Source organism: Pseudomonas sp. DWP2-2, assembly GCF_049897065.1.
GTDB lineage: Bacteria > Pseudomonadota > Gammaproteobacteria > Pseudomonadales > Pseudomonadaceae > Aquipseudomonas > Aquipseudomonas paracarnis.
In genome coordinates, this window is record NZ_JAFCVN010000009.1 from 117,387 (window position 1) to 142,008 (window position 24,622).

At 61.5% G+C, this 24,622-nt stretch carries 22 protein-coding genes and 1 tRNA gene; 10 read left to right on the forward strand and 13 right to left on the reverse strand.

Going from position 1 to position 24,622, the window contains the following annotated elements; translation table 11 throughout:
* Window positions 1-7: 7 nt before the first annotated feature.
* From ACP7CZ_RS19650 to ACP7CZ_RS19695, 10 genes are all read right to left on the reverse strand, one after another.
* Window positions 8-2,758 (reverse strand): malto-oligosyltrehalose synthase, encoded by a 2,751-nt coding sequence (locus tag ACP7CZ_RS19650; protein ID WP_294204278.1) that lies wholly within the window; start codon window positions 2,756-2,758, stop codon window positions 8-10.
* Window positions 2,755-4,839 carry a 4-alpha-glucanotransferase gene (gene malQ, locus ACP7CZ_RS19655; protein WP_236455175.1) on the reverse strand — a complete coding sequence of 695 codons (2,085 nt, stop codon included), beginning with the start codon at window positions 4,837-4,839 and terminating at the stop codon, window positions 2,755-2,757. Before malQ ends, ACP7CZ_RS19650 begins: the two co-directional genes overlap by 4 nt.
* A complete protein-coding gene (gene treZ / locus ACP7CZ_RS19660) occupies window positions 4,836-6,581 on the reverse strand; it encodes a malto-oligosyltrehalose trehalohydrolase (RefSeq protein ID WP_236455174.1) in 1,746 nt (581 codons plus the stop codon). The genes malQ and treZ overlap by 4 nt, the downstream gene beginning before the upstream one ends.
* 31 nt (window positions 6,582-6,612) lie before the next feature.
* On the reverse strand, window positions 6,613-8,169 hold the full coding sequence (glgA, locus tag ACP7CZ_RS19665; protein WP_259284341.1) for a glycogen synthase GlgA: 1,557 nt from the start codon (window positions 8,167-8,169) through the stop codon (window positions 6,613-6,615).
* Between the two features lie 457 nt (window positions 8,170-8,626).
* Complete coding sequence (locus ACP7CZ_RS19670; RefSeq protein ID WP_259284340.1) at window positions 8,627-9,580, reverse strand: D-2-hydroxyacid dehydrogenase family protein; 954 nt, start codon at window positions 9,578-9,580, stop codon at window positions 8,627-8,629.
* A gap of 25 nt (window positions 9,581-9,605) precedes the next feature.
* On the reverse strand, window positions 9,606-10,607 hold the full coding sequence (locus tag ACP7CZ_RS19675; protein ID WP_089041778.1) for an alpha/beta fold hydrolase: 1,002 nt from the start codon (window positions 10,605-10,607) through the stop codon (window positions 9,606-9,608).
* A gap of 45 nt (window positions 10,608-10,652) precedes the next feature.
* Window positions 10,653-11,096 (reverse strand): YqaA family protein, encoded by a 444-nt coding sequence (locus ACP7CZ_RS19680; protein ID WP_054897382.1) that lies wholly within the window; start codon window positions 11,094-11,096, stop codon window positions 10,653-10,655.
* Window positions 11,097-11,099: 3 nt separating this feature from the next.
* The gene (locus ACP7CZ_RS19685; protein WP_034127552.1) at window positions 11,100-11,546 is read right to left on the reverse strand and encodes a DUF411 domain-containing protein; all 447 of its coding nucleotides are present in this window, start codon (window positions 11,544-11,546) and stop codon (window positions 11,100-11,102) included.
* A gap of 93 nt (window positions 11,547-11,639) precedes the next feature.
* Complete coding sequence (locus tag ACP7CZ_RS19690; RefSeq protein ID WP_054897383.1) at window positions 11,640-12,098, reverse strand: SRPBCC family protein; 459 nt, start codon at window positions 12,096-12,098, stop codon at window positions 11,640-11,642.
* A gap of 133 nt (window positions 12,099-12,231) precedes the next feature.
* A complete protein-coding gene (locus ACP7CZ_RS19695; RefSeq protein WP_054919182.1) occupies window positions 12,232-13,227 on the reverse strand; it encodes an aldo/keto reductase in 996 nt (331 codons plus the stop codon).
* Between the two features lie 116 nt (window positions 13,228-13,343).
* On the opposite strand from ACP7CZ_RS19695, the gene ACP7CZ_RS19700 reads away from it, so the two are divergent.
* On the forward strand, window positions 13,344-14,255 hold the full coding sequence (locus ACP7CZ_RS19700) for a LysR family transcriptional regulator (protein ID WP_054897385.1): 912 nt from the start codon (window positions 13,344-13,346) through the stop codon (window positions 14,253-14,255).
* On the opposite strand, the gene ACP7CZ_RS19705 is transcribed toward ACP7CZ_RS19700, so the two are convergent.
* Window positions 14,252-15,157 carry an AraC family transcriptional regulator gene (locus ACP7CZ_RS19705; protein ID WP_057975801.1) on the reverse strand — a complete coding sequence of 302 codons (906 nt, stop codon included), beginning with the start codon at window positions 15,155-15,157 and terminating at the stop codon, window positions 14,252-14,254. The genes ACP7CZ_RS19700 and ACP7CZ_RS19705 overlap by 4 nt on opposite strands.
* Before the next feature lie 103 nt (window positions 15,158-15,260).
* Between ACP7CZ_RS19705 and ACP7CZ_RS19710 the strand changes: the two genes are divergently transcribed.
* Genes ACP7CZ_RS19710 through ACP7CZ_RS19730 form a run of 5 tightly spaced genes read left to right on the forward strand, consistent with a single transcriptional unit; the run spans window position 15,261 to window position 19,666 of the window.
* On the forward strand, window positions 15,261-15,821 hold the full coding sequence (locus ACP7CZ_RS19710; protein WP_054897387.1) for a carboxymuconolactone decarboxylase family protein: 561 nt from the start codon (window positions 15,261-15,263) through the stop codon (window positions 15,819-15,821).
* A gap of 39 nt (window positions 15,822-15,860) precedes the next feature.
* Window positions 15,861-16,922, forward strand: coding sequence for an acyl-CoA dehydrogenase family protein (locus tag ACP7CZ_RS19715; protein ID WP_054897388.1), 1,062 nt, complete (start codon window positions 15,861-15,863; stop codon window positions 16,920-16,922).
* A complete protein-coding gene (locus ACP7CZ_RS19720; protein WP_294204285.1) occupies window positions 16,919-17,722 on the forward strand; it encodes an ABC transporter ATP-binding protein in 804 nt (267 codons plus the stop codon). The genes ACP7CZ_RS19715 and ACP7CZ_RS19720 overlap by 4 nt, the downstream gene beginning before the upstream one ends.
* Window positions 17,709-18,908 (forward strand): ABC transporter substrate-binding protein, encoded by a 1,200-nt coding sequence (locus ACP7CZ_RS19725; protein WP_294204286.1) that lies wholly within the window; start codon window positions 17,709-17,711, stop codon window positions 18,906-18,908. The genes ACP7CZ_RS19720 and ACP7CZ_RS19725 overlap by 14 nt, the downstream gene beginning before the upstream one ends.
* Window positions 18,905-19,666: an ABC transporter permease gene (locus ACP7CZ_RS19730; protein ID WP_054897391.1), complete on the forward strand. Its 762-nt coding sequence runs from the start codon at window positions 18,905-18,907 to the stop codon at window positions 19,664-19,666. Before ACP7CZ_RS19725 ends, ACP7CZ_RS19730 begins: the two co-directional genes overlap by 4 nt.
* A gap of 122 nt (window positions 19,667-19,788) precedes the next feature.
* Here ACP7CZ_RS19730 and ACP7CZ_RS19735 read toward each other — a convergent pair whose 3' ends face one another.
* On the reverse strand, window positions 19,789-19,920 hold the full coding sequence (locus ACP7CZ_RS19735; RefSeq protein ID WP_254914091.1) for a hypothetical protein: 132 nt from the start codon (window positions 19,918-19,920) through the stop codon (window positions 19,789-19,791).
* Window positions 19,921-20,094: 174 nt separating this feature from the next.
* Between ACP7CZ_RS19735 and ACP7CZ_RS19740 the strand changes: the two genes are divergently transcribed.
* On the forward strand, window positions 20,095-20,289 hold the full coding sequence (locus ACP7CZ_RS19740) for a hypothetical protein (RefSeq protein ID WP_198791322.1): 195 nt from the start codon (window positions 20,095-20,097) through the stop codon (window positions 20,287-20,289).
* A gap of 10 nt (window positions 20,290-20,299) precedes the next feature.
* Here ACP7CZ_RS19740 and ACP7CZ_RS19745 read toward each other — a convergent pair whose 3' ends face one another.
* On the reverse strand, window positions 20,300-20,680 hold the full coding sequence (locus ACP7CZ_RS19745) for a fe2+ zn2+ uptake regulation protein (protein WP_198791321.1): 381 nt from the start codon (window positions 20,678-20,680) through the stop codon (window positions 20,300-20,302).
* A 238-nt stretch (window positions 20,681-20,918) separates the two neighbouring features.
* Here ACP7CZ_RS19745 and ACP7CZ_RS19750 point away from each other — a divergent pair, with 238 nt between their 5' ends.
* The 3 genes from ACP7CZ_RS19750 to ACP7CZ_RS19760 all read left to right on the forward strand — a co-directional run bounded on the left by ACP7CZ_RS19750 (window position 20,919) and on the right by ACP7CZ_RS19760 (window position 24,556).
* Window positions 20,919-23,198, forward strand: coding sequence for an acylase (locus tag ACP7CZ_RS19750; RefSeq protein ID WP_294204290.1), 2,280 nt, complete (start codon window positions 20,919-20,921; stop codon window positions 23,196-23,198).
* Window positions 23,199-23,412: 214 nt separating this feature from the next.
* Window positions 23,413-23,486 (forward strand) — tRNA-Cys (locus ACP7CZ_RS19755).
* A gap of 350 nt (window positions 23,487-23,836) precedes the next feature.
* Window positions 23,837-24,556, forward strand: coding sequence for an META and DUF4377 domain-containing protein (locus ACP7CZ_RS19760; protein WP_232241591.1), 720 nt, complete (start codon window positions 23,837-23,839; stop codon window positions 24,554-24,556).
* The last annotated feature ends 66 nt before the right edge of the window (window positions 24,557-24,622 follow it).

Here is a 24,622-nt window from a genome sequence, read left to right on the forward strand (position 1 = left end):
AAAATTTTCAGCTTTCTTGATTATCAGGATTGATAAAGACATTGACCGGGAGATCCCCCAGGGCAGCGCTGATCAACAGCTCCTTGTTGGGTGTGACTACGGCCGTTTGAAAAAGTCCCTTCCAGTTTTGTGCAGGGGCGGCGAACGGTAATTTCACCCGCGTATCGCCCCAAACCTGCGCATTGATCTGGGGAAACATCCCGTTTTCAAGCAACGGATAAGACCAGCGCGGCACCACCACCAGTAACTGCTTGCCTTGATGTTCACGGTAGAACGCAACCACGCGCTCAGCGTGCTGGCCCACCACTTCCAAAGGCGTATAGCTGCCATGGCGCAGCAGCTCGGGGCAGGCTTTACGCAGGCCCAGTACTTGGACGATCACTGCCTGTTTGATACGCCCGTCGCGCCAGTTGAACAACAGTTCGCCGATGTCCGGTGGTGCCTGCAATGCACGTTGCCGCGCAGCGAAGTCCACCGGGCGCCGGTTGTCCGGGTCGACCAGGCTGAAGTCCCAGAACTCATCGCCCTGGTAAATATCCGGCACACCCGGCACGGTCAGATGAAGCAAGGTTTGCGCCAGCCCATTCAGGGCGCCGGCGGGGGCGATGGCCTGCGCAGCACTGTCCAACGCACTGCGCAGCGGCGCACCGGCCTCACTGAGCAGCAGGCGCTTGAGGAACGCTTCCACCGCCTGTTCGTAAGCTTCGTTGGGCGCGCTCCAACTGCTCTGCAACTTGGCCTCGCGCAGGGCTTTTTGCTGCCACTGCCACAGGCGTTGCTGGTACGCCGCCAGATCGGGGTTGGGCTCCAGCGGCCAACTGCCCAGCAGCACCTGATAGAGAATCAACTCATCGCCCGCCGAAGGGCTGTCTGCGCTCTCGCGCAGGGGCTCGGCCAGGCGGCGCCAATGCTCGACCTGTTCGGCATACCAGGGTGCGCACTCGCTGAGCACCGCCAGGCGCGCACGGGTGTCTTCGCCGCGTTTGTGGTCGTGGGTGGCGGTGGCCAGCAGGTTGCCGGGAAAGGTCTTCAGGCGCTGTTGATTGGCCGCATGGAAATCTGCCAACGGCGCACTGAATTGCTCGGTACTGAAGCCCACATCGTTGCGCGACAACAGCACCGCCGAACGGTAGAACGCGGTGTCTTCCACGGCCTTGGCGGCGGCGGGCGAGGTCAGTTGCTGGAAGCGCACGCAGGCATGCTTGAGCATCTTGCGCGCGCGGCCTACCGGGCGATTGCGCCAGGGCTGGCCACCCAACCATTGCTCCAGGTGGTCGAGCACCGGCCAGTCGCCTTCGTTGAGGGTACTGCGTGCACCCTCCATGGCATGCTGGAACACCTTGTCGTCGGCCGCACTGCGGCCCTTGGCGCTGATATAGGTGCGGTACACCGGGAAATGCACGATCAGTTCCTGCAAGGCCCGGCGGATGGCGCCCAGGGTCAGGTCACGGGTCATCACGTCATCGCGGGCCACTTGCAGCAGCGCCTGGGCCACGTTTTCGAAGTCGCCGCCCAACGAACCATTGAGGATCTGCTGGCGCGCCAGCCGCGCTTCCTCGCCGAAGGTTGAGGGCCGCTCGCTGTGACGCGTCCACATCTCAGCCAGCGCTGCAAAACCTTCGGGATGGTGCTGCAGCAATGACAACTGGTTCATGAACTCGTAGCCGGTGGTGCCATCCACCTGCCAGTCTTCACGCAGGGTTTCGCCTTCGCCAAGGATCTTTTCAACAAAGATGGGCAAGTGGCGTTGGGGTGACAGCGCGTCTACGCGGCGGCGCAATTTGCGGCAATAGCCACGCGGGTCGGCCAGGCCATCGATATGGTCGATGCGCAGCCCGTCGACCAGCCCCGCGCTGATCAGCTCGAAAATCTTGCCATGGGTGGCTTCGAACACCGCCGCGCGTTCGACCCGCAGGCCGCCGAGCTCATTGACGTCGAAAAAACGCCGCCAGTTGATGTCGTCTGCGGCTGTGCGCCAACTGGCCAGGCGATAGGTCTGTTGTTCGAGCAGGTGATGCAGGCGCTCGAAACCGTCGGGCTGGCGACTGTCGAATGCGATCAGGCGTTGTTCAATAGCGGGTCGCAGCTCGCTGGCGCGTTCGGCCAGGGCTTGTTTGAGCTCGGTGGCTCCGGCGTAGGCGTCGTGCTGATAGGCGAGGGCGGCGAAACGCTCGGCCAGCGATTTGAGTAACTCGTCGCTACCCAGAATCAAGCCGTAGTCCCTGGGGCAAATCGGAAAACGGTGTTCGTAATGCTCGACGTAGAAACTCCCCTGGGCGGCATCGAACTTGAGCGCCAGCGTGCCGTTCTGCAAGGCTTCGCCGTAATCGCTGCCGAGGAAGGGCATCAGCAACTGGCCCTTGAGCAGCGGGTCGGGGGAGTGCCACTGGATGTCGAAGAACTCGCTATAGGGGCTCAGGCGGCCCCATTCCAGCAGGTCCAGCCACCAAGGGTTATCCGCGCCGCCCACGGCCATATGGTTGGAGACGATATCGAGGATCAAACCCATGTCGTGCTCACGCAGCGCGGCGACTAGGCGACGCAACGCCGCTTCGCCCCCCAGTTCCGGGTTGACGCGGGTCGGGTCGACCACATCGTAGCCGTGCATGGAGCCGGCGCGGGCGCTTAACAGTGGTGAAGCATACAGGTGGCTGATGCCCAGTTGGGCAAAGTACGGCACCAGTGGCACCGCGTCATCAAGGGTAAAATCTTTATGAAATTGCAGGCGCTGGGTGGCGCGCAGGGGCAGTGCGTTCATCGGTCACGCTCATAGGCTTGGTTGCGCGCCACGGCCAGCAGTTCGAGGCGACGCGCGGCGCTGTCATTGTCGAGCAGGCTGGCGGCTTCGCCGGGCAAGCGTCGGCGCCAATTGGGGTGGGTGTCGAGGGTGCCCGGCAGGTTGGCTTGCTCCTCGATGCCCAATGCATCTTCCAAGGGCAACAACACCAGTGGCGCACGGGTATGGCCCAGGTAGCGCACGCTGGCGTCGACCATATGGTCGGTGTCGTTGCGGATCTCGTCGATGAAGTTCTGCGGGTCCTGACTCAAGGCTTGGCGCAGTGCCTGGCGTTCGCGCAGGCGGTGTTCGCTCCATTGGTCTACGGTGGGCGCATCGATCAGGCCCAGCTGGATATTCCATTCGATATCGCGGCTGTGCCACCAGCCATTGAGGGTCGGCAAGTCGTGGGTACTGGTGGTGGCCAAGGCGTTGTCGGGCCAATCGAGGATGGGCTTGAACTGGCCGTCATGGTTCTGTTCGAACAGCAGCACACGCATGCCCAGGATCGAACGGGCGCTGAGCTTTTCGCGCAGGCCTTCGGGCACGGTGCCCAGGTCTTCACCGAGGACGATGGCCTGGTGGCGGTGCGATTCCAGGGCGAGCAAACGCAGCAGGTCGTCCACCGGGTAATACAAGTAGGCACCTTCACGGGGGGACGCGCCCAGAGGGATCACCCACAGGCGTTGCAGGCCCATCACATGGTCGATGCGCAAGCCGCCGGCATGGGCGAAGTTGGCCCGCAGCATTTCGATAAAGGCGCGATAGCCATTGCGCTTGAGGCCCTCAGGGGAAAAGGCAGAGATGCCCCAGCCTTGCCCTGCGCGGTTGAGAATGTCCGGTGGCGCGCCCACAGTGAGGTCGGCCAGCAGTTCATCCTGCCGACTCCAGGCCTGGCTGCCGCCGCCGTCGGCGCCCACCGCCAGGTCGGCGATCAGGCCGATGCCCATGCCGCTGCCACGGGCGGCCTGTTGTGCGCGCTCAAGGCTGCGGGCAATCAGCCATTGGGTGAAGGCGAAATAGCCGATTTCGTCGCGGTTGTCCTCAGCGAACTGCGCCAGGGCCGGGCTCTGTGGCGTACGCCAGGCTTCGGGCCATTGGCGCCAGTCCAGGTCCTCACCCGCGGCCGCACGCTGGGCCTGTATGGCTTCGAAGCGGCAGTGGTTTTCCAGGGCTTCGCCGCCGGCCTGGCGGAAGCTTTGAAAGTCGGCATGCTGGGGATGCGCGCCGTGGCGGAAGTCTTCATACAGTGTGCGCAGCAGGCGTTGCTTGGCTTTGGCGGCGGCCGGCCAGTCGATCAGCGTGAGCTGTTCCAGGGCATGCAACTCCTCAGCCAACCCGGCAGCTTCGATGGCGTTGCGCACCTCACGTTCACCGAGGATGCACGCCGGCGAAGCATACAGGCTGTTGAGAAACAGGCGGCTGGAGGGTGAATAGGGGCTGAAACGCTCAGTGTCGGCGCTGAACATCGCGTGCATCGGGCTGATTGCCACGGCGTCGGCGCCGCGCTCGGCGGCGGAACGCACCAGGTGCTCCAGGGCCAGGGTGTCGCCAAAACCGCCATCGCCCAGGCGGCGCAAGGCATAGAGTTGGGCGCTCAGGCCCCAGGCGCGAGCGGGTTGGCTGTCCACCGCGTCGGCCACGCTGTAGCAGTGGCTGGGCGCGACGGCCAGGGTGAAGGTTTGCCCGTCGATATGCACCTGGTGGTAGCCAAGGGCAATCACGCCGGGCAATACGGCCTCGCCATCCAGGCGCAGCTCCAGGGTTTCGCCGCCTTCCAGGCTGACGCGACACGGGGTGTCCGGGGCGAAGTAGCGTGCCAGGTCCAGGCCCGCACCGCTGTCGGTGGTCATCAAGGGCGGCAGGTGCCGGTCCTGCTGCGCCTGCTCAAGTTGCAGCAGGCTCGCGTCGATTTCGGCATCGCTGTCGGCCGGGTGCCCCAGCCCTTTGAGGACGGCGCGCAGGGCATCAGGCTTTACATGTTGCGGGCGACAGTTGGCATCGATCCAATCGACGGCCAGGCCCGCGCGGCTGGCGAGAATTTCCAGGTTCGCTTCGCTCAAAGAATGTCTCCAACAGGGGATAAGCAAACGCGTGCGCTCAAGGGCGGTAAGTGCGCACCTTGCGGGGCAGGCGTTTGGAAAATAATCGGGTGGGGTGCCGGATGATCCAGGGGCTGTTCACTCAGGTTCAGGTCGATCTGCAGCACACGGCCGTTGCCCAGGCGCCAGCGCGCGGTGACGGCATGGTCAGCCAGCACCTGCGCGCCCAGGGCGACGGTGCCGGGCAAGTGCGGCACCACGTGCACGTGACGCAGGCTCAGCAGGTGGCGGTAGAGCTGGGTGTGGTCGTTCTCGACGAAAGAGGGCACCGACTGTAAAAAGGTTTGCAGCGCGTTGGGGTCGGGGATGCGCTGGCGTTGCTCGGGGTCGTGAAACGCCGCGAAGTCGGCAAATTCATTGCGCCGCCCCTCACGCACCGCCTCGGCCAGTTCGCCATGATGGTCGGTGAAAAACAGGAACGGCTCGGCGGCATTCACCTCGTCGCCCATGAACAACATCGGGATCATGGGGCACAGCAACAGTAGGGTGGTCGCGGCGCTCAGTGCCTGGGGCGAACACAGCTGGTGCAGGCGTTCGCCGAGGGCGCGGTTGCCGACCTGGTCGTGATTCTGCAGGAACGCGACGAAGGCGCTGGGGGGCAGATCCGCACTGGGTTCGCCGCGAGCTTGGCCATGGCGTGTCGTCTCGCCCTGGTAGATGAACCCCTCGGCCAGGCAGCGCGCCAGCTTGGCGGTAGGCTGCTCGGCAAAGTCGCTGTAGTAGGCGTCGGTTTCACCGGTGAGCAGCACGTGCAGCACGTTATGAAAGTCGTCATTCCATTGGGCGTCGAAATCGTGCTGCAACAGGCTGGCCTGGTTCAGTTCGTTTTCCAGCATCAGCCACACGTGGCGCCCGCCGTCTACCTGCTGGCGTACCCTTTGTGCCAGTTCCTGCAGAAACCCAGGGTTGTCGATAGCGTGCACGGCATCCAGGCGCAGGCCGTCGAAGCGGTATTCGAGCAGCCACATCAAGGCGTTATCGAGGAAGAAATCCCGCACTTCACGGCGCTCGAAATCAATGCCGGCGCCCCAGGGTGTGTGCACGTCCTCCTGGAAGAACCCCTGGGCATACTGGCCCAGGTAATTGCCGTCGGGGCCGAAGTGGTTGTAGACCACATCGAGGATCACGGCCAAACCGTGGCCGTGGGCACTGTCGATCAGCTGCTTGAGTTGCTCGGGAGTGCCGTAGGTGGCGTGGGGCGCATAGGGCAGCACGCCGTCATAGCCCCAATTGCGTTCGCCGGGAAATTGCGCCAAAGGCATCAATTCAATCGCGGTGACGCCTAGTTCGGCCAGGCGGGGCAGGTGTTTCTCGACAGCAGCGTAGCCGCCCATGGCGCCGACGTGGAGCTCGTAGATCACCGCCGTGTGCCACGGGCGACCCTGCCATTGGCTGTGGCGCCATTCATAGGCGAGGGGGTCGACTACTCGGCTCCACCCATGCACGTCCAGCGCCTGGGCCCTGGAGGCGGGGTCGGGCACCGTGTTTTCGCCATCGATGTTAAAACGGTAAAGCGTGCCGGCAGGGCACGCGATTTCGACTTCAAACCAACCACCGGCCTGGGGCAGCATGACGATGGTTTTACCCTGTTCCAATTCAACGCTGACATAAAATGCGTCTGGCGCCCATAACGCAAAGCGCGTGCGGTGCGCGTCCAGCATGATTGCGCCGTGGGGCCAGGTTTCCAGAGTCCTTGACGGCATCTATGAAGACCTCCCTTAGTTGTTCCAGTCGCTACTTGTTCGATTTCCCCAGGGCCTTGGCCACCAGTTGTTCGTAGAGTTCGGCGTAGGGTTCCACGGCCTGGCACCAGTTGAACGGCTGGGTCATGGCACGGCTGCGCATGGCATTGAGCAGACCGGGGAAGGCGAACACCTTGAAGGCGCGGCGCAGCGCCTCTTCGTAGCTTTGCACCGTGGATTCATTGAACAGGAACCCGGTGACGCCATCCTCAATGGTGTCCGCCAGCCCGCCGGTGTTACGCGCCACCGGCAACGAGCCGAAGCGTTGCGCATACATCTGGCTCAGGCCGCAGGGTTCATAGCGCGACGGCATCAGCAGAAAATCGCTGCCGGCGAACATGCGGCGGGCATCGGTCTCGTTGAAGCCGATGCGCACCCCCACCTGACCCGGGAAGCGCAGTGCCAATTCGCGCATGGCCTGCTCTTCTTCCGGCTCGCCACGGCCGATGATCGCAATCTGGCCGCCGTTTTCGACGATGAAACCGGCGACGGCTTCGGTCAGGTCCAGGCCTTTCTGGTAGACCAGGCGCGAGACCACAGCAAACAGCGGACCACTGGATGGCTGCAGCTCAAACAGCTCGCGCACGTGGGCGGCGTTGATGGCTTTGCCTTCCCAATCGCCGATATTGAAGTTGTGGGTCAGGTGCGTGTCGGTGGAGGTTTCCCAGCTTTCGTCGATGCCGTTGGGAATGCCGCTGAGCAGGCCTTGCTGGGTCTTGCTGGCGAGGAAGCCATCCAGGCCACAACCGAATTCCGGGGTGGTGATCTCCTGGGCGTAGGTGGCGCTCACGGTGGTGATATGGCTGGAATACGCCATGCCCGCCTTGAGAAACGACATCTTGCCGTAGAACTCCATGCCTTCCTGTTGCAGGGCGTGGGGCGGAATGCCCAGTTCGGGCGTCGAGGCCAGGCTGACCACGCCCTGGTAGGCCAGGTTATGAATGGTGAACAGGGTTGGCGTACGTGACCCACGCCAGTGCATATACGCGGGGGCCAGGCCCGCAGGCCAGTCGTGGGCGTGCACCAGGTCTGGGCACCAGTGGATTTGTGCAAGGTTGGCGGCAATGTCCGCGGCAGCCAAGCCCAGGCGGGCGAAGCGAATATGGTTGTCCGGCCAGTCGCGGCCGTTGTTGGCGCCGTAGGGCGTGCCTTCGCGCTCATACAGTTCGGGGCAGATCAGCACATAGATGACCAGGCCGTCCTTGAGGTCCATGCGCCCGATCTTGCACGGGGGCAACGCGGCATGGCCACCCAGTTCACCGACGATATGAATCGGGTTATCGCTTTCCATCACTTGCGGGTAACCCGGAATCAGCACCCTCACGTCATGCAGGTGCGCCATGGCGCGGGGCAGGGCCGCGGAGACGTCGCCCAGGCCGCCGGTTTTCACCAGGTCCGCGAACTCGGAAGTGACAAACAAGACTTTCTTTCGATTCGGATTCTGACTCACGACCGGCCGCACAGTGTTGGGCAGGTCGGCCAAAGACTTTGGCGCTCCTGCCGGCTGACTAAAACGCTCTCCCTGAGTATCTACTGCGGCACTGATCATAATGCACTCCCATCTGTTGGTTGGCTAATGGCCCGCTGCCATCGGCTCCGAGTGACCGCATCCTGCGGCCATGCACACAAGCGCTATACAAACTGGCAAGGCGTATGCCAGTTGCAACGTCGGCTTAAAAAGATTGGATGAGCGGGCATTCGGCCTGAAGCGCGCGTGCTCGCCCTTACCTAAAACTTGACCAGCGGCAGGTTTCGAAAGTTTAGATTTTTTGCGGGGTTTTTGTTTTGGAACGGACCCATCGGTCATGAGTCTAGGACAGATCCCAGCGCCTGCTGGGTTTTCATGCAGATTTTGTAGGACAAAAAACTTTTAACGATATGCGCCTGTGGCGAGGGAGCTTGCTCCCGCTGGGACGCGTAGCGGCCCCAAAATTTTGGGAGCGCTGCGCACTCCAGCGGGAGCAAGCTCCCTCGCCACAGGGGGGGGGGCGCACTTTAATGGTGCGTCAGGCGAGCCCGCGAATGGGCACACCCTTGGCCCAGGCTTGGATATCTTCGATCATCTGCTGATAGAACTGCCGGTAATTCTGCTCGCTCACATACCCCACGTGTGGCGTTGCGAGCACATTGGGCAAGCGGCGAAACGGGTGGTCAGCCGGCAGCGGTTCCTCGGCAAACACATCCAGCGCCGCCCCGGCCAGGCGTCCGCTGCGCAATGCTTGCAGCAGTGCCTGCTCGTCCACAATCGGCCCGCGTGCGGTATTTACCAGGTGCGCTGTGGGCTTCATCCAGCCCAACGCTTGCGCATCCACCAGACCACGGCTGCGCTCGCTGAGCACCAGATGGATGGTCAGAATATCCGCCTGCTCAAACAGCTCGCGCTTGCTGACCCAACTCACCCCTGATTCCGCCGCTCGCTCGGGCGTGAGGTTCTCACTCCAGGCAATCACCCGCATACCAAAGACCTGGGCGAACCTTGCGACTTTCTGGCCAATGCTGCCCAGCCCCAGGACGCCCAATGTCTTGCCGTGCAGGTCGCCGCCCAGGCCGACCTGCCATCCGCCCGCACGCAGTGAGTTGGCTTCGGCGAGCAGGTTACGTGTAGAGGCCATGATCAAGGCCCAGGTCAGTTCCGGTGCGGCGTGTTTATAGCTGTCGGTGCCGCACACCTGGATGCCCAGGGCCTTGGCTGCGGGAAGGTCGATGGCGGCATTGCGCATGCCGCCGGTCACCAGCAATTTGAGCTGGGGCAGCCCTTGCAGCAGGGCTTTGTCAAAGGTTGAGCGTTCGCGCATCAGGCAAATCACCTCGAACCCTTTCAAGCGCTCAGTCATGGTGGCGGTATCGGCGGGGTAGTCGTGGAGAAAATGCACCTTGCCCACGCTGTCCAGCGCCGACCAATCTGCCACGTCGCTGGCCACGTTTTGCCAATCATCCATCACTGCGATCTGTATCGACATGCACGCGGGCCTCGAAAAGTGGCAATTAAAGGGCGTTCAACCCGTGCAACAGGGCTTTATGAAACTGTTCCGGCTCTTCCACCTGGGGCGCATGGCCCAGGCCGGGGAACTCCACCAACGTGGCGCGGGGAATCAGCTTGGCCACCTGCTTGCCCAGTACCTCGTAATGACCAATTTTGGCCTTGACCGCCGCCGGCGCCACATCTTTGCCGATGGCGGTAGTGTCGCTGGTGCCGATCAGCAGCAGGGTGGGCACCTGCAAGTCTTTGAACTCGTAGTACACCGGTTGGGTGAAGATCATGTCGTAAATCAGCGCCGAGTTCCAGGCAACCTGAAGATGCCCCGGGCCTTGGTTCAGGCCGGCGAGCATGTCTACCCAGCGCTCGTACTCGGGTTTCCAGCGCCCAACGTAATAGGTGTTTCGCTCGTAGTTGCGTACACCGTCGGCGCTCAGTTTCAGCTCGCGCTGGTACCACTGGTCGACGCTCTGGTAGGGCACGCCGAGGGCTTTCCAGTCTTCCAGGCCAATGGGGTTCACAAGCCCCAACTGTTCGGTTTGCTGGGGGTACATCAGCGCATAGCGTGTGGCGAGCATGCCGCCGGTGGAATGGCCGATCACCGTGGCCTTTTGAATGCCGAGCTTTTCCAACAGTTGATGGGTGTTGGTCGCCAGTTGCTGGAAGCTGTACTGGTAGTGGTCGGGCTTGCTGGAGGTGCAAAAACCAATCTGGTCCGGGGCGATGACGCGGTAACCGGCGTCACTGAGCGCCTTGATCGAACCCTCCCAGGTAGCGCCGCAAAAATTCTTGCCGTGCATCAGCACCACGCTGCGGCCGTTTGGAGTGCCGGTGGCGGGGACGTCCATGTAGCCCATTTGCAGGGATTTGCCCTGGGATTGGAAGGCAAAATGATTCAAAGGGTAGGGGTATGCAAAGCCCTGCAACTCAGGGCCGTAGGTGTCAGCTAACACGGGCGCCGCGCTGACCGAAAACAAACCGGCTACGCATAATGTACGGATAAAAGGCATGGGTTTTGGCTCCGAGACAGATGCCCGGATGCTCTTTGCCCGCGATTAACGGGGGATTAACGCCCACTGCAACGTCAGCGCTGCGATTACGCCATAGCGCAGGCTTTTCGCCAGGGTTACCAGCAGTAGAAAACGCCACAACGGCTCACGCATCACCCCAGCCACCAACGTCAGCGGATCACCAATGACTGGCACCCAACTGAGCAACAACGTCCAGTGCCCCCAGCGTGCGTAATGGCTGCGAGCCTTGTCCAGCTGATTGGCGCTCACCGGGAACCAGCGTCGCTCTTTGAAGCGCTCGACCGAGCGCCCCAGCAGCCAATTGACCAGCGAGCCCAGCACATTACCCAGGGTGGCGATGCCCAGCAGCAGCCAAAGGTTGTAATGCCCGCTGAGCAGCAGGCCGACCAGCACAGCTTCCGACTGCAGGGGCAATAACGTCGCGGCGCCAAATGCCGCGCCGAACAGCCCCAGGTACCCCATCAACACCGGTCAGTGAGCCGGGTAGTCCGCTACCACCACGTCTTCGCCGTCGCGGGTCAAGCCAATGATTTGATACGCCTCGCTGCGTCCGTCTACTTCCATGCCTGGCGAGCCCAATGGCATGCCCGGTGCGGCAAGGCCCAGCAGGTCGTTGCGCTTGCGCAGAGCCAGGACCTGCTCGGCGGGTACGTGGCCTTCGACGAACTTGCCGTCGATCACCGCGGTGTGGCAGGAGCCAAGGCGTGGCGCCACGCCCAAGCGTTGTTTCACCGCGCTCATGTCGGCTTCAACGTGGTCGTTGACCTTGAAACCGTTGCTCTCCAAGTGGCTGATCCACTTCTTGCAGCAGCCGCAGTTGGCGTCGCGGTGTACATCGATGGGGATCAGTTCGGCGGCCTGGGCCAGGGTGGTGGTAAACAGGGCACTGAGCAGGGCCAGTCGCAATGGGGTTTTCATCGTGGGTCTCACTGAAGGCGCGGCAATAAGCCGGGCATTCTCCCTGCTTTTGCCGGCATGTTTGCAATGTGACGTCGTGGTAATGTTTCTAAATTATACGAACCCCGGATTGTCCAGCCGCTGCTTGAGCCGGTCCAACGCAATCGCCGACAACGCGACCATGCGCTCATGCAAAGACGCCAGTTGCAGTTCAGTCTCGTAAGTCAGCACCCGTTTGAACAGGGTGCCTCCCTGATGAGCGCGCAAGCAGTAATGGATGCAACCGTCAACCGCCAGGGAGGTGAACACGGTCTTGAACTCGCTGGGGCGGCGGGCGATTTGTACGCGGTAACTCATGGGGACGCGTATGCCCAGCAGGTCGATGATTTCGGTAAAACGCGTGCCGACCGGTAATGAGCCGGTGGTGCCGGTGTCGGCGCTGAGGGAGGTGGGGTGCCACTCGTGCCAGCGGTCGGGCTGGGTCACATAGTCATAAACCGCCTCGATCGGCGCCTGGATGAAGCGTTCCTGACTGATCTGCTCCAAGCGGACCGAATGCTCAGTCGCGTGCATGACACACCTCCTGTGTGGCGGTTTTTACACTAGGAGTTGTGAGAATAGTCTGACTCCCATGCTTTGCACGAGAGTCGGCAGACCGTTGATCAATCCCGCTGAGAACGGCCCCCACAAGGGTTTCCAGCAAACGCTAGATATCCAGCATGGCCAGCACTTCCTTGGGGTAACGCAGGCCTGCGGTTGCATTGGCAGGGAAGATTGCATCCAGCGCAGCCAGTTCGTCAGCGCTGAGAGAAATCGACAGCGCCTCCACATTCTCTTGCAGATAGGTGCGCCGCTTGGTGCCCGGAATCGGGATGATGTAATCGCCTTGGGCCAATACCCAGGCCAGCGCCAGTTGCCCGGCCGTGACACCTTTGTCTGCCGCCAGGCTCTTGACCTGTTCTACCAGCAGCAGGTTTTTCGCAAAGTTCTCCCCCTGAAAGCGCGGGCTGAAGCGTCGGTAATCATCGGCGCCGAAATCATCCGGGCTCTTCAAGGCGCCGGTGAGAAAACCTCGGCCCAACGGGCTGTACGGCACAAACGCGATGCCCAGGCGCTGGCAAGCGGCGAGGCAACCATTGTCTTGCTGGTCGCGGCTCCACAGCGAATATTCACTTTGCAGGGCGCTAATGGGATGGACCTTATGCGCCCGTTCCAGAGTAGCGGCGGACGCCTCGCTCAGGCCCAGATAGCGCACTTTGCCCTGTTTCACCAGGTCGGCCATGGCGCCGACCGTTTCTTCGATGGCCACGTCGGGGTCGATACGGTGCTGGTAGTACAGGTCCAGCGTATCCACCCCCAGGCGTTGCAAGGTGCCGTCGATGGCGTTGCGGATATACTCGGGCCGGCCATTCACCCCGCGCACTACGGGGTTGGCAGGGTCGCGCACAATCCCGAATTTACTGGCCAGGAAGACCTGGTCGCGCTTGCCGGCAATAGCCTTGCCGATCAGTTGCTCATTGGTGTGCGGGCCGTACATGTCCGCGGTATCGAGAAAGTTGACGCCCAGCTCCAGGGCGCGGTGCAAGGTTGCGGTGGCTTCGGTGGTATCGGTGCCGGGCGTGTAGAAATCGGTCATGCCCATGCAGCCAAGGCCGATGGCAGACACATGCGGGCCGTTTTTACCGAGTTGTCGAGTGTGCATAGGGAAGCTCCTTGTGATGAGGGGCCCATTGTTACCCTTGAAAAAATGCAGATAAACCCGCTAAAAGTGCTATCACTGTTCGTAATATCTAAACAATTCCCCACGGGAGCATTTTATTGGATCGTTTTAACGCCATGCGCGTGTTCACTCGGATTGTTGAATTGGGCGGGTTTGCCAAGGCCGCCGACAGCCTGCAATTGCCACGCGCCTCCGTGACGATCCTGATCAAGCAACTGGAGGCCCATCTCGGCGTGCAACTGCTGCAGCGCACCACGCGCCACGTCAGCCCGACCCTGGATGGCGCGGCGTACTACCAACGTTGCGTGCAATTGCTGACTGATCTTGAGGAAACCGAGGCGGTGTTCTCCACGCGGCGCCAGAACCCCCGGGGCACATTGAGCATCGATATGCCCTCAGGCATTGGGAGCTTGATTGTCATTCCGGCCTTGCCAACGTTCACCGCGCTGTACCCACAGATCGAGTTGGAGATCGGCCTCAATGACCGGCCAGTGGATCTGATTCGCGAAGGCGTCGATTGCGTGTTGCGCGGTGGTCCGGCCCTGGATGAATCGCTGGTGGCACGCCCCTTGGCGATGATGGAACAACTGACCCTGGCCAGCCCCGCGTACCTTGAACGCATGGGCACGCCCACTTGCCTGGAGCAGTTGGCGGGTCACCAAATGGTCGAGTACGTGTCCAGCGCCAGCGGTAAACGTTTTGGCCTGGAATTTCTGCTGGGCAGCGAGTTGCATCCGATCAACCTGCCGAAAGTGGTTGCCGTGAACAGCTCTGCCGGTTACTTCGCTGCGTGCGAAGCCGGCTACGGGCTGATCCAGGCACCTCGTTATCACTCCCTGCGCCAACTGGCCGAGGGCACGCTGGTGCAGGTGCTCCCTGATGTGGCAGTGCCGAAGATGGCGCTGACTGCGTTGTACCCGCCTCATCGGCAGTTGTCGCAGCGGGTGAGGGTGTTCGTCGATTGGCTGGTGCAGTTGTGCGCTCGGCCCGGCACCGGCTTGCAAGGCTAGGCTTGCGCCCTGCGATAGGCGCCAGGCTGTTGCCCGGTGACTTTATGGAAGGCTCGGGTAAACGCCGCCACCGATTGATACCCGGCCGCCAGCGAAACCTCGGCCACCGTCTGGTCCGCCTTGAGCAACCCACAGGCGTGGCGCATGCGGATCATCAGCAGCACTTGCCCGGGCGACTGCCCACACAGTTCGCTGAAGCGCTTGAAAAACGCCGAGCGCGACAACCCGGTACAGGCCGCCATGCTTTCCAGGCTCCAGGGCTCGGCGGGGCGGGCGATCAATTGCTCCAGCAAATGTGCGAACGCCGGTGCCCGGCCCAGCGCCGCAAGGCCGCCAAGCTCGGTGTTGTCGAGCACTTGCTGGCGCAGCACATACAGAAACAGCAGGTGGCACAGGCGCTCAAGCAGCGCGGAAGAGGGCGCTGGGGTGCGTGCGCATTCTTGCAGGATCAATTCGAACAGGTTGCGTGCAGCCATCAGCGACGGGTCGCCGGCGCGCAGGATGATCCAACTGGGCAGGGTGTCGACGATCAGCGTCGACAATCCGGATTGGAAGTGAAAGAAACCGCAGACTAGTCCTACGCCGTCCGTGGCCGTGCTATCGAGAGGCAGCATCGAGCGGCGTGGGCACTGCTGGGCGCCGGCCGCCGTGGCTTGGCCGGAAAGCCTGAAGGCAAAGTCACGCAGCAGGAACACCGCGTCACCATTGTTCAGGTGTTGGGGCGTTGGATCACCGTCGATATGCAGCCAGCATTCGCCTTGCACAATCAAGTGGAAGCTCGCCTGCGCCAGGCCATGGGTGCTCGCGTGCCAGTCACCACAATAACGGCCGACGTGAAACAGGCTGGTGTTGAGTTCGAGGCTATCTAATAACCAATCGACAAGTACATCGGACGAATTCATCTAATGGAAAGACTCAAGAGCAAGTAATCGCTACTTTAGCCTATTGAGCGCTTTTTTTAGAACCAACAGACTGGGGCATTCAAACCCAACAGGAGTCCACTTCATGTCCCGTGTACCGTTGCTCACGCCTGAAACCGCACCGGAAGCCGCCAAGCCCTTTCTGGAAAACGCGCTGAAAGGCTCGGGTTTTATCCCTAACCTACTGGGCGTACTGGCCAACGCACCGGCTGCGCTGGAAACCTACATCACCGTCTCCGGCTTGAATGCCAAGGCCGAGCTGAGCCTGGCCGACCGTGAAGTGGTGCAACTGATAGCTGCTACTACCCACGGTTGTGATTTCTGCGTCGCCGGCCACACGGCGGTTGCCCGCAACAAAGCCAAGTTGCCCGAGGAGGTGATCGAGGCCTTGCGCCGCCGGGGTGAGTTGCCTGACGCGCGCTATGAGACACTTGCCGCGTTTACCCGTGAAGTGATCGCCACCCGTGGGGATGTGAGTGACGCGGGCTTTGAGGCGTTCCGCGCCGCTGGCTACACCGACGGCCACGCGCTGGAAGTCATCCTGGGTGTCAGCCTGGCAACCCTGTGCAACTTCGCCAACGTGTTTGCCCGCACCCCGCTGAACCCGGAGCTGGCGCAATACCGTTGGGAAAAACCGGCCAACTGATTCGGCGTTGGCCCACCTGCTGTAAAAGGAGAGACATGAATGCTTGACCCAATCTTGAGCCGTTGGCTCGATGTTCAAGCGCAGGCCCTGGACGTGGGCAGTTGCGATCCACAGGAAGTGCTGCCACGGCTGGCAGAAGCCAATATTCTGAGAATCGGCGTGCCCACCCACCTGGGCGGCCTGGGCGGCGATGTGGCGGGTGCGGTCGAGGCCATCGCCAATGTGGCCAGCCATTCCCTGGCTGCGGCGTTTGTGTGCTGGGGCCAGCGCTCGTTTATCGAGTACCTGCTGCAGAGCCCCAATCAGCGCTTGCGCGAGCAGCTGATGCCAGACCTGCTCAGCGGCAAGTTGGCCGGCGCCACCGGGTTGTCGAATGCGATGAAGTTCCTGTCGGGTATCGAGACGTTGCAGATCAGCGCCGAGCCCAACGACCACGGTTGGATCCTCAACGGTCGCCTGCACTGGGTGACCAACTTGCGCAAGAATGGCTTTGTCGCTGCGGCGGCCATCGAGCATGCCGGGGGCGGCGCGCCATTTATCCTGGCCATTCCGGATTCGGTGGCCGGGTTGCAGCGCTCCCGTGACCTGGAGCTGCTCGGGCTGCAATCGAGCAACACCGCAGCGCTGGGCCTGGAAGGCGTGGAGCTGAGTCGCGAGTGGTTGTTGCACGAGGATGCGCGCAAGTTTTTACCGGCGGTACGCCCGGCGTTTCTAGGCTTGCAGTGCGGTATGTCGATTGGTTTGGCACGGCGTTCCCTGGCTGAAGTAGCCCACCATTTGGGCGCCAGTCGTACCGTGTTGCGCGACGAGCTGGAAGCCCTGCGCGCAACGCTGGATCATCTGGTCAACGAGCTTGAAAAGGGGCTGTTGGCCGGGCGCTTTACCGCCGAGCCCATACCGCTGTTCAAACTGCGTATCGCCTTGGCCGAAACCGCCGCCAGCGCTGTGCAGCTTGAACTGCAAGCCAGCGGTGGCAAGGCCTACCTGACCGCCCACGGCAGCGGCTTTGCCCGGCGCTGGCGCGAGTCGGCCTTTGTACCGATCGTAACGCCCAGCCTGGTGCAACTGCGTACCGAGCTACACCGCCAGGCCAATCTATGAGCCAGGCGGTATTGACGGCCCAGGGCATTTGCCTGGGGTATGGCAGCGGGCCGGTGTTGCAAGGCTTCGACTTGCACTTGCAACCGGGTGAAGTGGTGTCGATCCTGGGCCCGAGCGGCGTGGGCAAATCCAGCCTGCTGCGCGTGCTGGCCGGCTTGCAGGCACCTCAGGCTGGCCGCGTGCAGGTATTGGGCGAGCCGTTGAGCGGCCCGCATCCGCGCGTGGTGGTGGCTTTTCAAGACCCGAGCCTGTTGCCTTGGCTGACCCTGGAAAAAAACGTTGCCTTCGGCCTGGATTTCGCTCGCCAACCGCACTTGAGTGGTGAAGAACGCCGCCGTCGTGTTGATCACGCCATTGCAGCGGTGGGGCTGGAGCCTGCGCGCCAGCAGTTCCCGGCGCAATTGTCCGGTGGCATGGCACAGCGCACGGCACTGGCCCGCTGCCTGGCGCGTCAGCCACAAGTGTTACTGCTCGACGAACCCTTCGGCGCGCTCGATGAAGTGACTCGCGCCGATATGCAGCACCTGTTGCTCAAGGTCAATCGTGAGCAAGGCTCGGCGGCCGTATTGATCACCCACGACATCGACGAAGCGCTGTTGCTGTCGGACCGCATCCTGCTACTGGGTAACCGCCCGGCGCGGACGTTGGGCGAGTGGGCTATCGATTTGCCACACCCTCGGGAAGAACAGGTCGAGGCCATCGGCGCGCTGCGTATCGAAATTTTGAAAACCTTACGGCAGGCGGGCCGCCCTCAACCCAACCCCCTTGAACAACAGGAGTTTACTTATGTGTCTGGATGACCTGGCCCACTCGCGCCGTGACTTTCTCAAACTCTCCGCCGTGCTCAGTGCCGCCGGCGCCTTGCCTCTGCTGAGCAGCCTGCAGGCGCGTGCCGCCAACGAGCCCGACGCGCCGGTGCGTATTGGCTATCTACCTATCACTGACGCCACGCCACTGCTGGTGGCCCACAACAATGGCCTGTTCGAAGCCGAAGGCATCAAGGCCGAGCGCCCAGTGTTGTTGCGCAGTTGGGCCCAAGTGATCGAGGCGTTTATCTCCGGCCAGGTCAACGTGATACACCTGCTGTCGCCAATGACCGTATGGGCGCGCTACGGCAGTAAGGTCCCGGCCAAAGTCGTGGCATGGAACCATGTGGGCGGTTCGGGCTTGACCGTATCCCCAGGCATTACCGACGTGAAGCAACTGGGCGGCAAGTCGGTGGCGATTCCGTTCTGGTACTCGATCCATAACGTGGTGGTGCAGCAACTGTTCCGCGATAACGGCCTCACACCGGTCACCCGCGCCACCGGCAGTTCGATTGCTGCCAATGAGGTCAACCTGATCGTGTTGCCGCCCTCGGACATGCCTCCGGCCCTGGCCAGCAAACGCATCGACGGCTACATCGTCGCCGAACCGTTCAATGCCCTCGCAGAAAACCTCAAGGTTGGTCGCGTGCAGCGCTTCACGGGTGACGTGTGGCGAAACCATGCTTGCTGCGTGGTGTTCATGCACGAGCACGACCTGGCTAACCGTCCGGAGTGGTCGCAGAAGGTGGTGAACGCCATCGTCAAGGCCCAGGTGTGGACCCGCAACAACCGTGAAGAGGCGGTGAAGCTGCTGTCCAAGGATGGCCCGAACCGTTACACGCCCCATGCCGAACCGGTGTTGAGCAAAGTCCTGGCGCCGGTGGCCAGCGACCGCGCCTCCTACGTGGCCGACGGCGCGATCCAGCACGCCAACTGGGACGAGCATCGCATCGACTTCCAACCGTACCCGTTCCCCAGCTACACCGAAGAACTGGTGCGGCGCTTGAAGGACACCTTGATCGAAGGCGACAAAAAGTTTCTCACGGACCTGGACCCAGCCTTCGTGGCCAAGGACTTGGTGGACGACCGCTTCGTGCGCAACGCGATCGAAGCCGTGGGTGGCATGCAGACCTTCGGTTTGCCGGATGGTTATGAGCGGCACGAGGAGATCGGCGTTTGAACAACAGCAGAATCCCCGGCTGGTGGCTGGGGCTGAGTGGCTTGGCGGGTTTGTTGGTGCTGTGGTGGTTGGGCGTGAAAGTGTTCGGCGAGGCCGATGGCCTGTCGGCGCGCTTTTCCCTGGCGGCCACCGCCAGCAGCTTGTGGGAATTGCTCGGGCGGGGTGAGTTGTACCTGCATATCGCCGTGAGCCTGAAGCGTATTTTCGTCGGGCTGTTTATCGCGTTGTTGGTAGGCGTACCCCTCGGGCTGCTGGTGGGCAGTTCGCGTAACCTGGAGGCGGCGACCACGCCAGCGTTCCAGTTTCTGCGGATGATTTCGCCGCTGTCCTGGATGCCGATCGTGGTGATGCTGATGGGCGTGGGCGACCAGCCAATCTATTTCCTGCTGGCCTTTGCCGCTGTCTGGCCGATCATGCTCAACACCGCAGCGGGCGTGCGTCAGCTCGACCCGCGCTGGTTACAGTTGAGCAAGAGCTTGAGCGCCACGCGTTGGGAAACCTTGCGCCGGGTGGTCATTCCTGGCGTGGTAGGGCATGTGCTGACCGGCGTGCGCCTGGCCATCGGCATCCTGTGGATCGTGCTGGTGCCCTGCGAAATGCTCGGGGTCAGTGCGGGGCTGGGGTATTACATCCTCGACACCCGTGATCGGCTCGCGTATTCGGAGTTGATGGCGATGGTGGTGGTGATCGGGGTGCTGGGGTTCGCGCTGGATGCGTTTGCGCGTTGGTTGCATCGGCGGTGGGTGCATGGCGGCTGAGTGGTTGAAACCGGCGTCGAGGCTCCGAACCCGCCTGACGAGTAGGTAATGTCGATGCAGTAACGCGTGAAGCCCCCAAGCGTGCTGCACGCGTTGTGCACGAAGCGTTATCCGGATGCAGATCAGCGGCGCTGGTAACCGCCACCACCCTCATAGCGGTGATCATGCCAGCCCCCGCCGCGCGGGAAGAAGAAACAACCGCCCAGGCTCAGCATGATCATCAGTGGAACCAGCAGGATGAGTCGTCGCAGCATTTCACAGTTCTCCAAGGGGTATTCGCAAGGCCTGTCAGGCGGAGGGCAAGCCAAAACTTTTCATCGCCTGTAACATAAGACCCTGCCGAAACCGCGCCATCCCCGTGACTGGGTATGTGCTTGGCATGCACGGCGATACACAGTGGATACATTCTTCAGGTTCAGGAACTCGTCATGACCCAAAAGCAACGCTTGAAATACTCGCTTCTGATTGCCCTGGCTGTACTGGGCGCGATGTTCGGCCTGTCTTATCTGCAGAACGCAGGCGTGATCAGTGAAAAAACCTTCCAGTACCTGGCCATCGCGATTGCCGTGGTCGTCGTCGTGATCAACGGCATCATGCGCCGCAAGGTCAAGCCTAACTTCTGACGGGCGTCAGTCAGGCACGACCTTCGAGTACCTTGGCAGCCTCTTCATGGAGGCTGTAGCTCTTGTCAGCGTTGAGGGTGATCACGCCCTCGCTGCATAGACGCTTGAGCACCTCGCGCACGCTGAGAAACGACAACGGTATGCCCAGCTCCAGCAAATGGCTGTGCACGCCGCGTACCCCGAGGGTGCGCTGGTTGTCGGCGGCAGCGAGGAGGGCGTCGATGACCTTCAGCCGGATCAGGCTGGTGCGCAAACCGAAACACTTGAGCAAATGGCGGATGCGCTGGTTGCCCTGCTGTTCGGGCGCGTTACCGAACGCCCGTGCGTCGTTGCCATAGTGGGTATCTGCGGCCTTTGAATGTCCATCCGTGGGCACTTGCGGGTTATACATGCAAAAACTCCTTTTCAGAGCCTGATCAGGAAAAAGATGGTGCTCTTGGGTAATAAGACGAACGAGTGACGCAAATCATGAAACGATGGATGTAGAAAATTTGTCGGTATCAGGTTTGTCACATCCCCTGCGCCGTCGATAGGCAACCTTGTGCGGTTAAATTTTGCCGGGCGATGTGCGTTCTTACGGTGGGGTAACCATCCCTCGTAAGGCTGTTCAATTTGACTGTGGAGTCGGCGTGATTATTTCCAAGGGGTTGTCCAGAGTGGGCACGGCAGGGCTGTTACTCGCCTTGAGCCTGGCCGTATCGGCACGCGAGCAAGTGACGCAAACGTCGGCGGATATACGGCGTACCAGTTATGGCGTGCCGCATATTCGCGCCTCTGATGAGCGGGGCCTGGGGGTGGGTATGGGTTACGCCTATGCCCAGGACAACCTGTGCTTGCTGGCCAATGAAATAGTCACGGTCAATGGCGAGCGGGCGAGGTTTTTCGGGCCGGACCAGGCGACCCTGGAAGAGCGCAACAACCTTGCCAGCGATGTATTCTTCAACTGGCTGAATACACCCGAGGTCGTTGCGGCATTCTGGAAAGCCCAGACGCCCGAAATGCAACAGCGCATCGAAGGGTACGTGGCCGGCTACAACCGTTATCTCAAGGATAAGGGCGCACCCGCACAGTGCCAGGCCGCGTGGGTACGGCCCTTGGTAGTGCAAGACCTGGTGAAGTTGACCCGCAGGCTATTGGTGGAAGGGGGCATCGGCCAATTCGCCGAAGCCTTGGTCGGGGCAGCACCGCCGCAGGCCACCGCCAGTGTGCAGTCCGGTGCCAAAGCCTTTGCCACGGCCGCCGCCAACCAGCAACGCTTCACGCTGGATCGAGGCAGCAATGCCGTTGCCGTGGGCCGTGACCGCTCATTCAATGGCCGTGGCATGCTGCTGGCCAACCCGCATTTCCCGTGGGTGGGCGGCATGCGTTTTTACGAGATGCACCTGACCATCCCGGGCCAGTTGGATGTGATGGGCGCCGCACTGCCAGGGCTGCCCGTGGTGAACATCGGTTTCAACCAGCATGTGGCGTGGACTCACACCGTGGACACGTCCAAACACTTCACCCTGTACCGCCTGACCCTCGACCCCAAGGACGCCACCCGTTACCTGCTGGACGGCAAGTCCATCCCCCTGGATAAAACCGCCGTAACGGTACAGGTCAAGCAAGCTGACGGCAGCCTCAAGGCCGTGACCCACACCGTCTACAGTTCGCAGTTCGGCCCCGTGGTGCAATGGCCGGGCAAGCTCGACTGGGACAACCACTACGCCTTCAGCCTGCGCGACGCCAACCTGGGCAACGACCGGGTGCTGCAACAGTGGTACGCCATGAATCGCGCCGGTAGCCTCAAGGAGCTGCAAACCTCAGTGCATACCCTGCAAGGCATCCCCTGGGTCAACACCCTGGCCGCCGATGACCAGGGCCAAAGCCTGTACATGAACCTGTCGGTAGTGCCCAACGTCAGCGCCGCCAAGCTGGCAAAATGCAGCGACCCACGGGCCGGCCTGCAAATGATCATACTCGACGGCGCCCACAGCGCCTGCGCGTGGGACATCGACCCGCGCGCGGCCCAGCCGGGTATCTTCCCGGCCGACCAGTTGCCCCAGTTGCAACGCACCGACTACGTGCAACACTCCAACGATTCCGCCTGGATGGCCAACCCCAAGGCGCCGCTAAGTGGCTTTTCGCCGGTGATCAGCCAGGACAACATCGGCCTCGGCCCGCGTGCGCGCTTCGCGCTCCAGCGCCTGCAAACCCTCGAGCAGCAGCCGATCACCGTCACTGATCTGCAAGACATGGTCATGGACAACGAGGTGTACCTGGCGGGCCAAGTCATGCCCGACCTGCTGACGTTCTGCGCCAAACACCTGGGCACTGACGCCGCTACGCTACAGCCGCTGTGCACCAGCCTGAAAAACTGGGACCAGCGCGCCAACCTCGACAGCGGCGTCGGCCTGGTGCACTTCATCAACCTGGTGCAGCACCTGCAGCAAATCCCTGACGCCTGGCGCGTGGCCTTCGACCCGGCCCATCCCCTGACCACCCCTAGCGGCCTCGCCATCGACCGCGCCCCGGTCGCCAAGGCCCTGCGCGCAGCCATGCTGGCCTCCAGCGCTGAGGTCAGCAAACTGGGGCAGACCCGCTGGGGCGATATCCACGTCTCCGGCCAAACCCCCATCCACGGCGGCCCGCAAGAACTCGGTATCTACAACGCCATGCAAACCGTGCCCCGCGCCGACGGCAAACGCGAAGTCGTCAGCGGCACCAGCTACCTGCAAATCGTCAGCTTCGACGACAAAGGCCCCAACGCAGTCGGCGTCTTGGCATTCTCCGAGTCCAGCAACCCGGCGTCCGCCTATTCAAAGGACCAGACCCAAGCCTTCTCCGAGAAAAAACTGCGCCCATTGCCCTTCACCGAGGCCCAGATCAAGGCCGACCCGCACTACCAAATCCACACGGTGAAGGAGTAGGGCAGAGGCGCAACCCCTTGATGCCAAGGCAGAATATTTTTTGAAATCAAGGGGTTGCAGGCATAGGCAAATGAGTACATAATGGCGCCCATCGAACGCAACGAAGCATTAAAAACTTCAATGTATTCAATGAGTTAGAGTAGAGGCAGGCTTCACGTAGCCCACTCAAGTTTGTATGCGGTGAATGTCAGCAACCAGGGCATTGATCGTTTGAGGCCGAGTAGCAAAATGGTTATGCAGCGGATTGCAAATCCGCCTACGCCGGTTCGATTCCGACCTCGGCCTCCACTCTTGAAAACCCCGTAGATTAACGTCTACGGGGTTTTTTATTGCCTAAAATGCAGCAATACCGCCACCGCCCTGATTCCGTGAAACTGATCGAAGCGAATGATGTCCGATTGCTATCGGCCAAGGAAGAGGTCCGCCAAGCGCGCATTGGGTCTACGCTCAGTAAAGCCTCAAGCGACCTCCTCATGCCGGTTTAGCCGCGCGCTTATCCTGCCAGCGCAGGATAACGTCCGCACTCATCAAAGCTGACAGAGTGACCCATGAAACAAAAAATTCTTCTTGTAGCCGTGTGTGCTGCACTCATCCAAGGCTGTGCCGCCCCTTCCAAAAGCCATGAAGAATCACCTTCAATGCCTATTACCTCAGCAGCTGTAGCCCAGCCGACCTTATCCGCTTACGACTGGAACCTGGTCTCGGCAACGGATGCGTCGGGCAAGCCTCTTGTGGCGATGAACAAAGGCATCGAGCGCAAGTTGCGCGTTGCCTTCGGTGACAAGAACCTGAGCATCAGCGGTGGCTGCAATCGTCAGTTCGGCGGCTTTCACTATCAGGACGGAGTTCTGAAGGTTCAGCCACTGGCCTCTACGCTGATGGCCTGTGACAAGAGCCTGATGGACCTTGATGCCCAAGTAGGGCGGCTGTTCAAGGGTGATCTGCGCGCTGTGATCACCGGCGATAACGTGGCGCCGATGCTGCAACTGACGACAGCGGATGGCTCGGTGCTCAAGCTGCAAGGCGAGGCCACCCCGCAGACCCGCTACGGTAGCGAGGGTGAGGTCAAGTTTCTGGAAGTGGCGGCCAAGACGGTCAAGTGCAGCCATCCTTTGATCCCAGGTTATCAGTGCCTGCAAGTGCGCGAGCGTCGCTATGACGACGCGGGCCTGCAACTGGCGACCCAAGACACCTGGCATCCGCTGTACCAGCCTATCGAAGGCTTTGTGCATCATGACGGCGTGCGCACTGTGCTGCGGGTCAAACAGTACGAATGGAAGAATCCGCCAGCGGATGCGCCTTCGACGGTCTACGTGTTGGATATGGTGGTCGAGCAGGACGCTTCTGGCAGCAAGTAAGCGAACACAAACCCCGTAGATCAGCGTCTACGGGGTTTTTTATTGCCTGTGATTTATGCGTGTTTT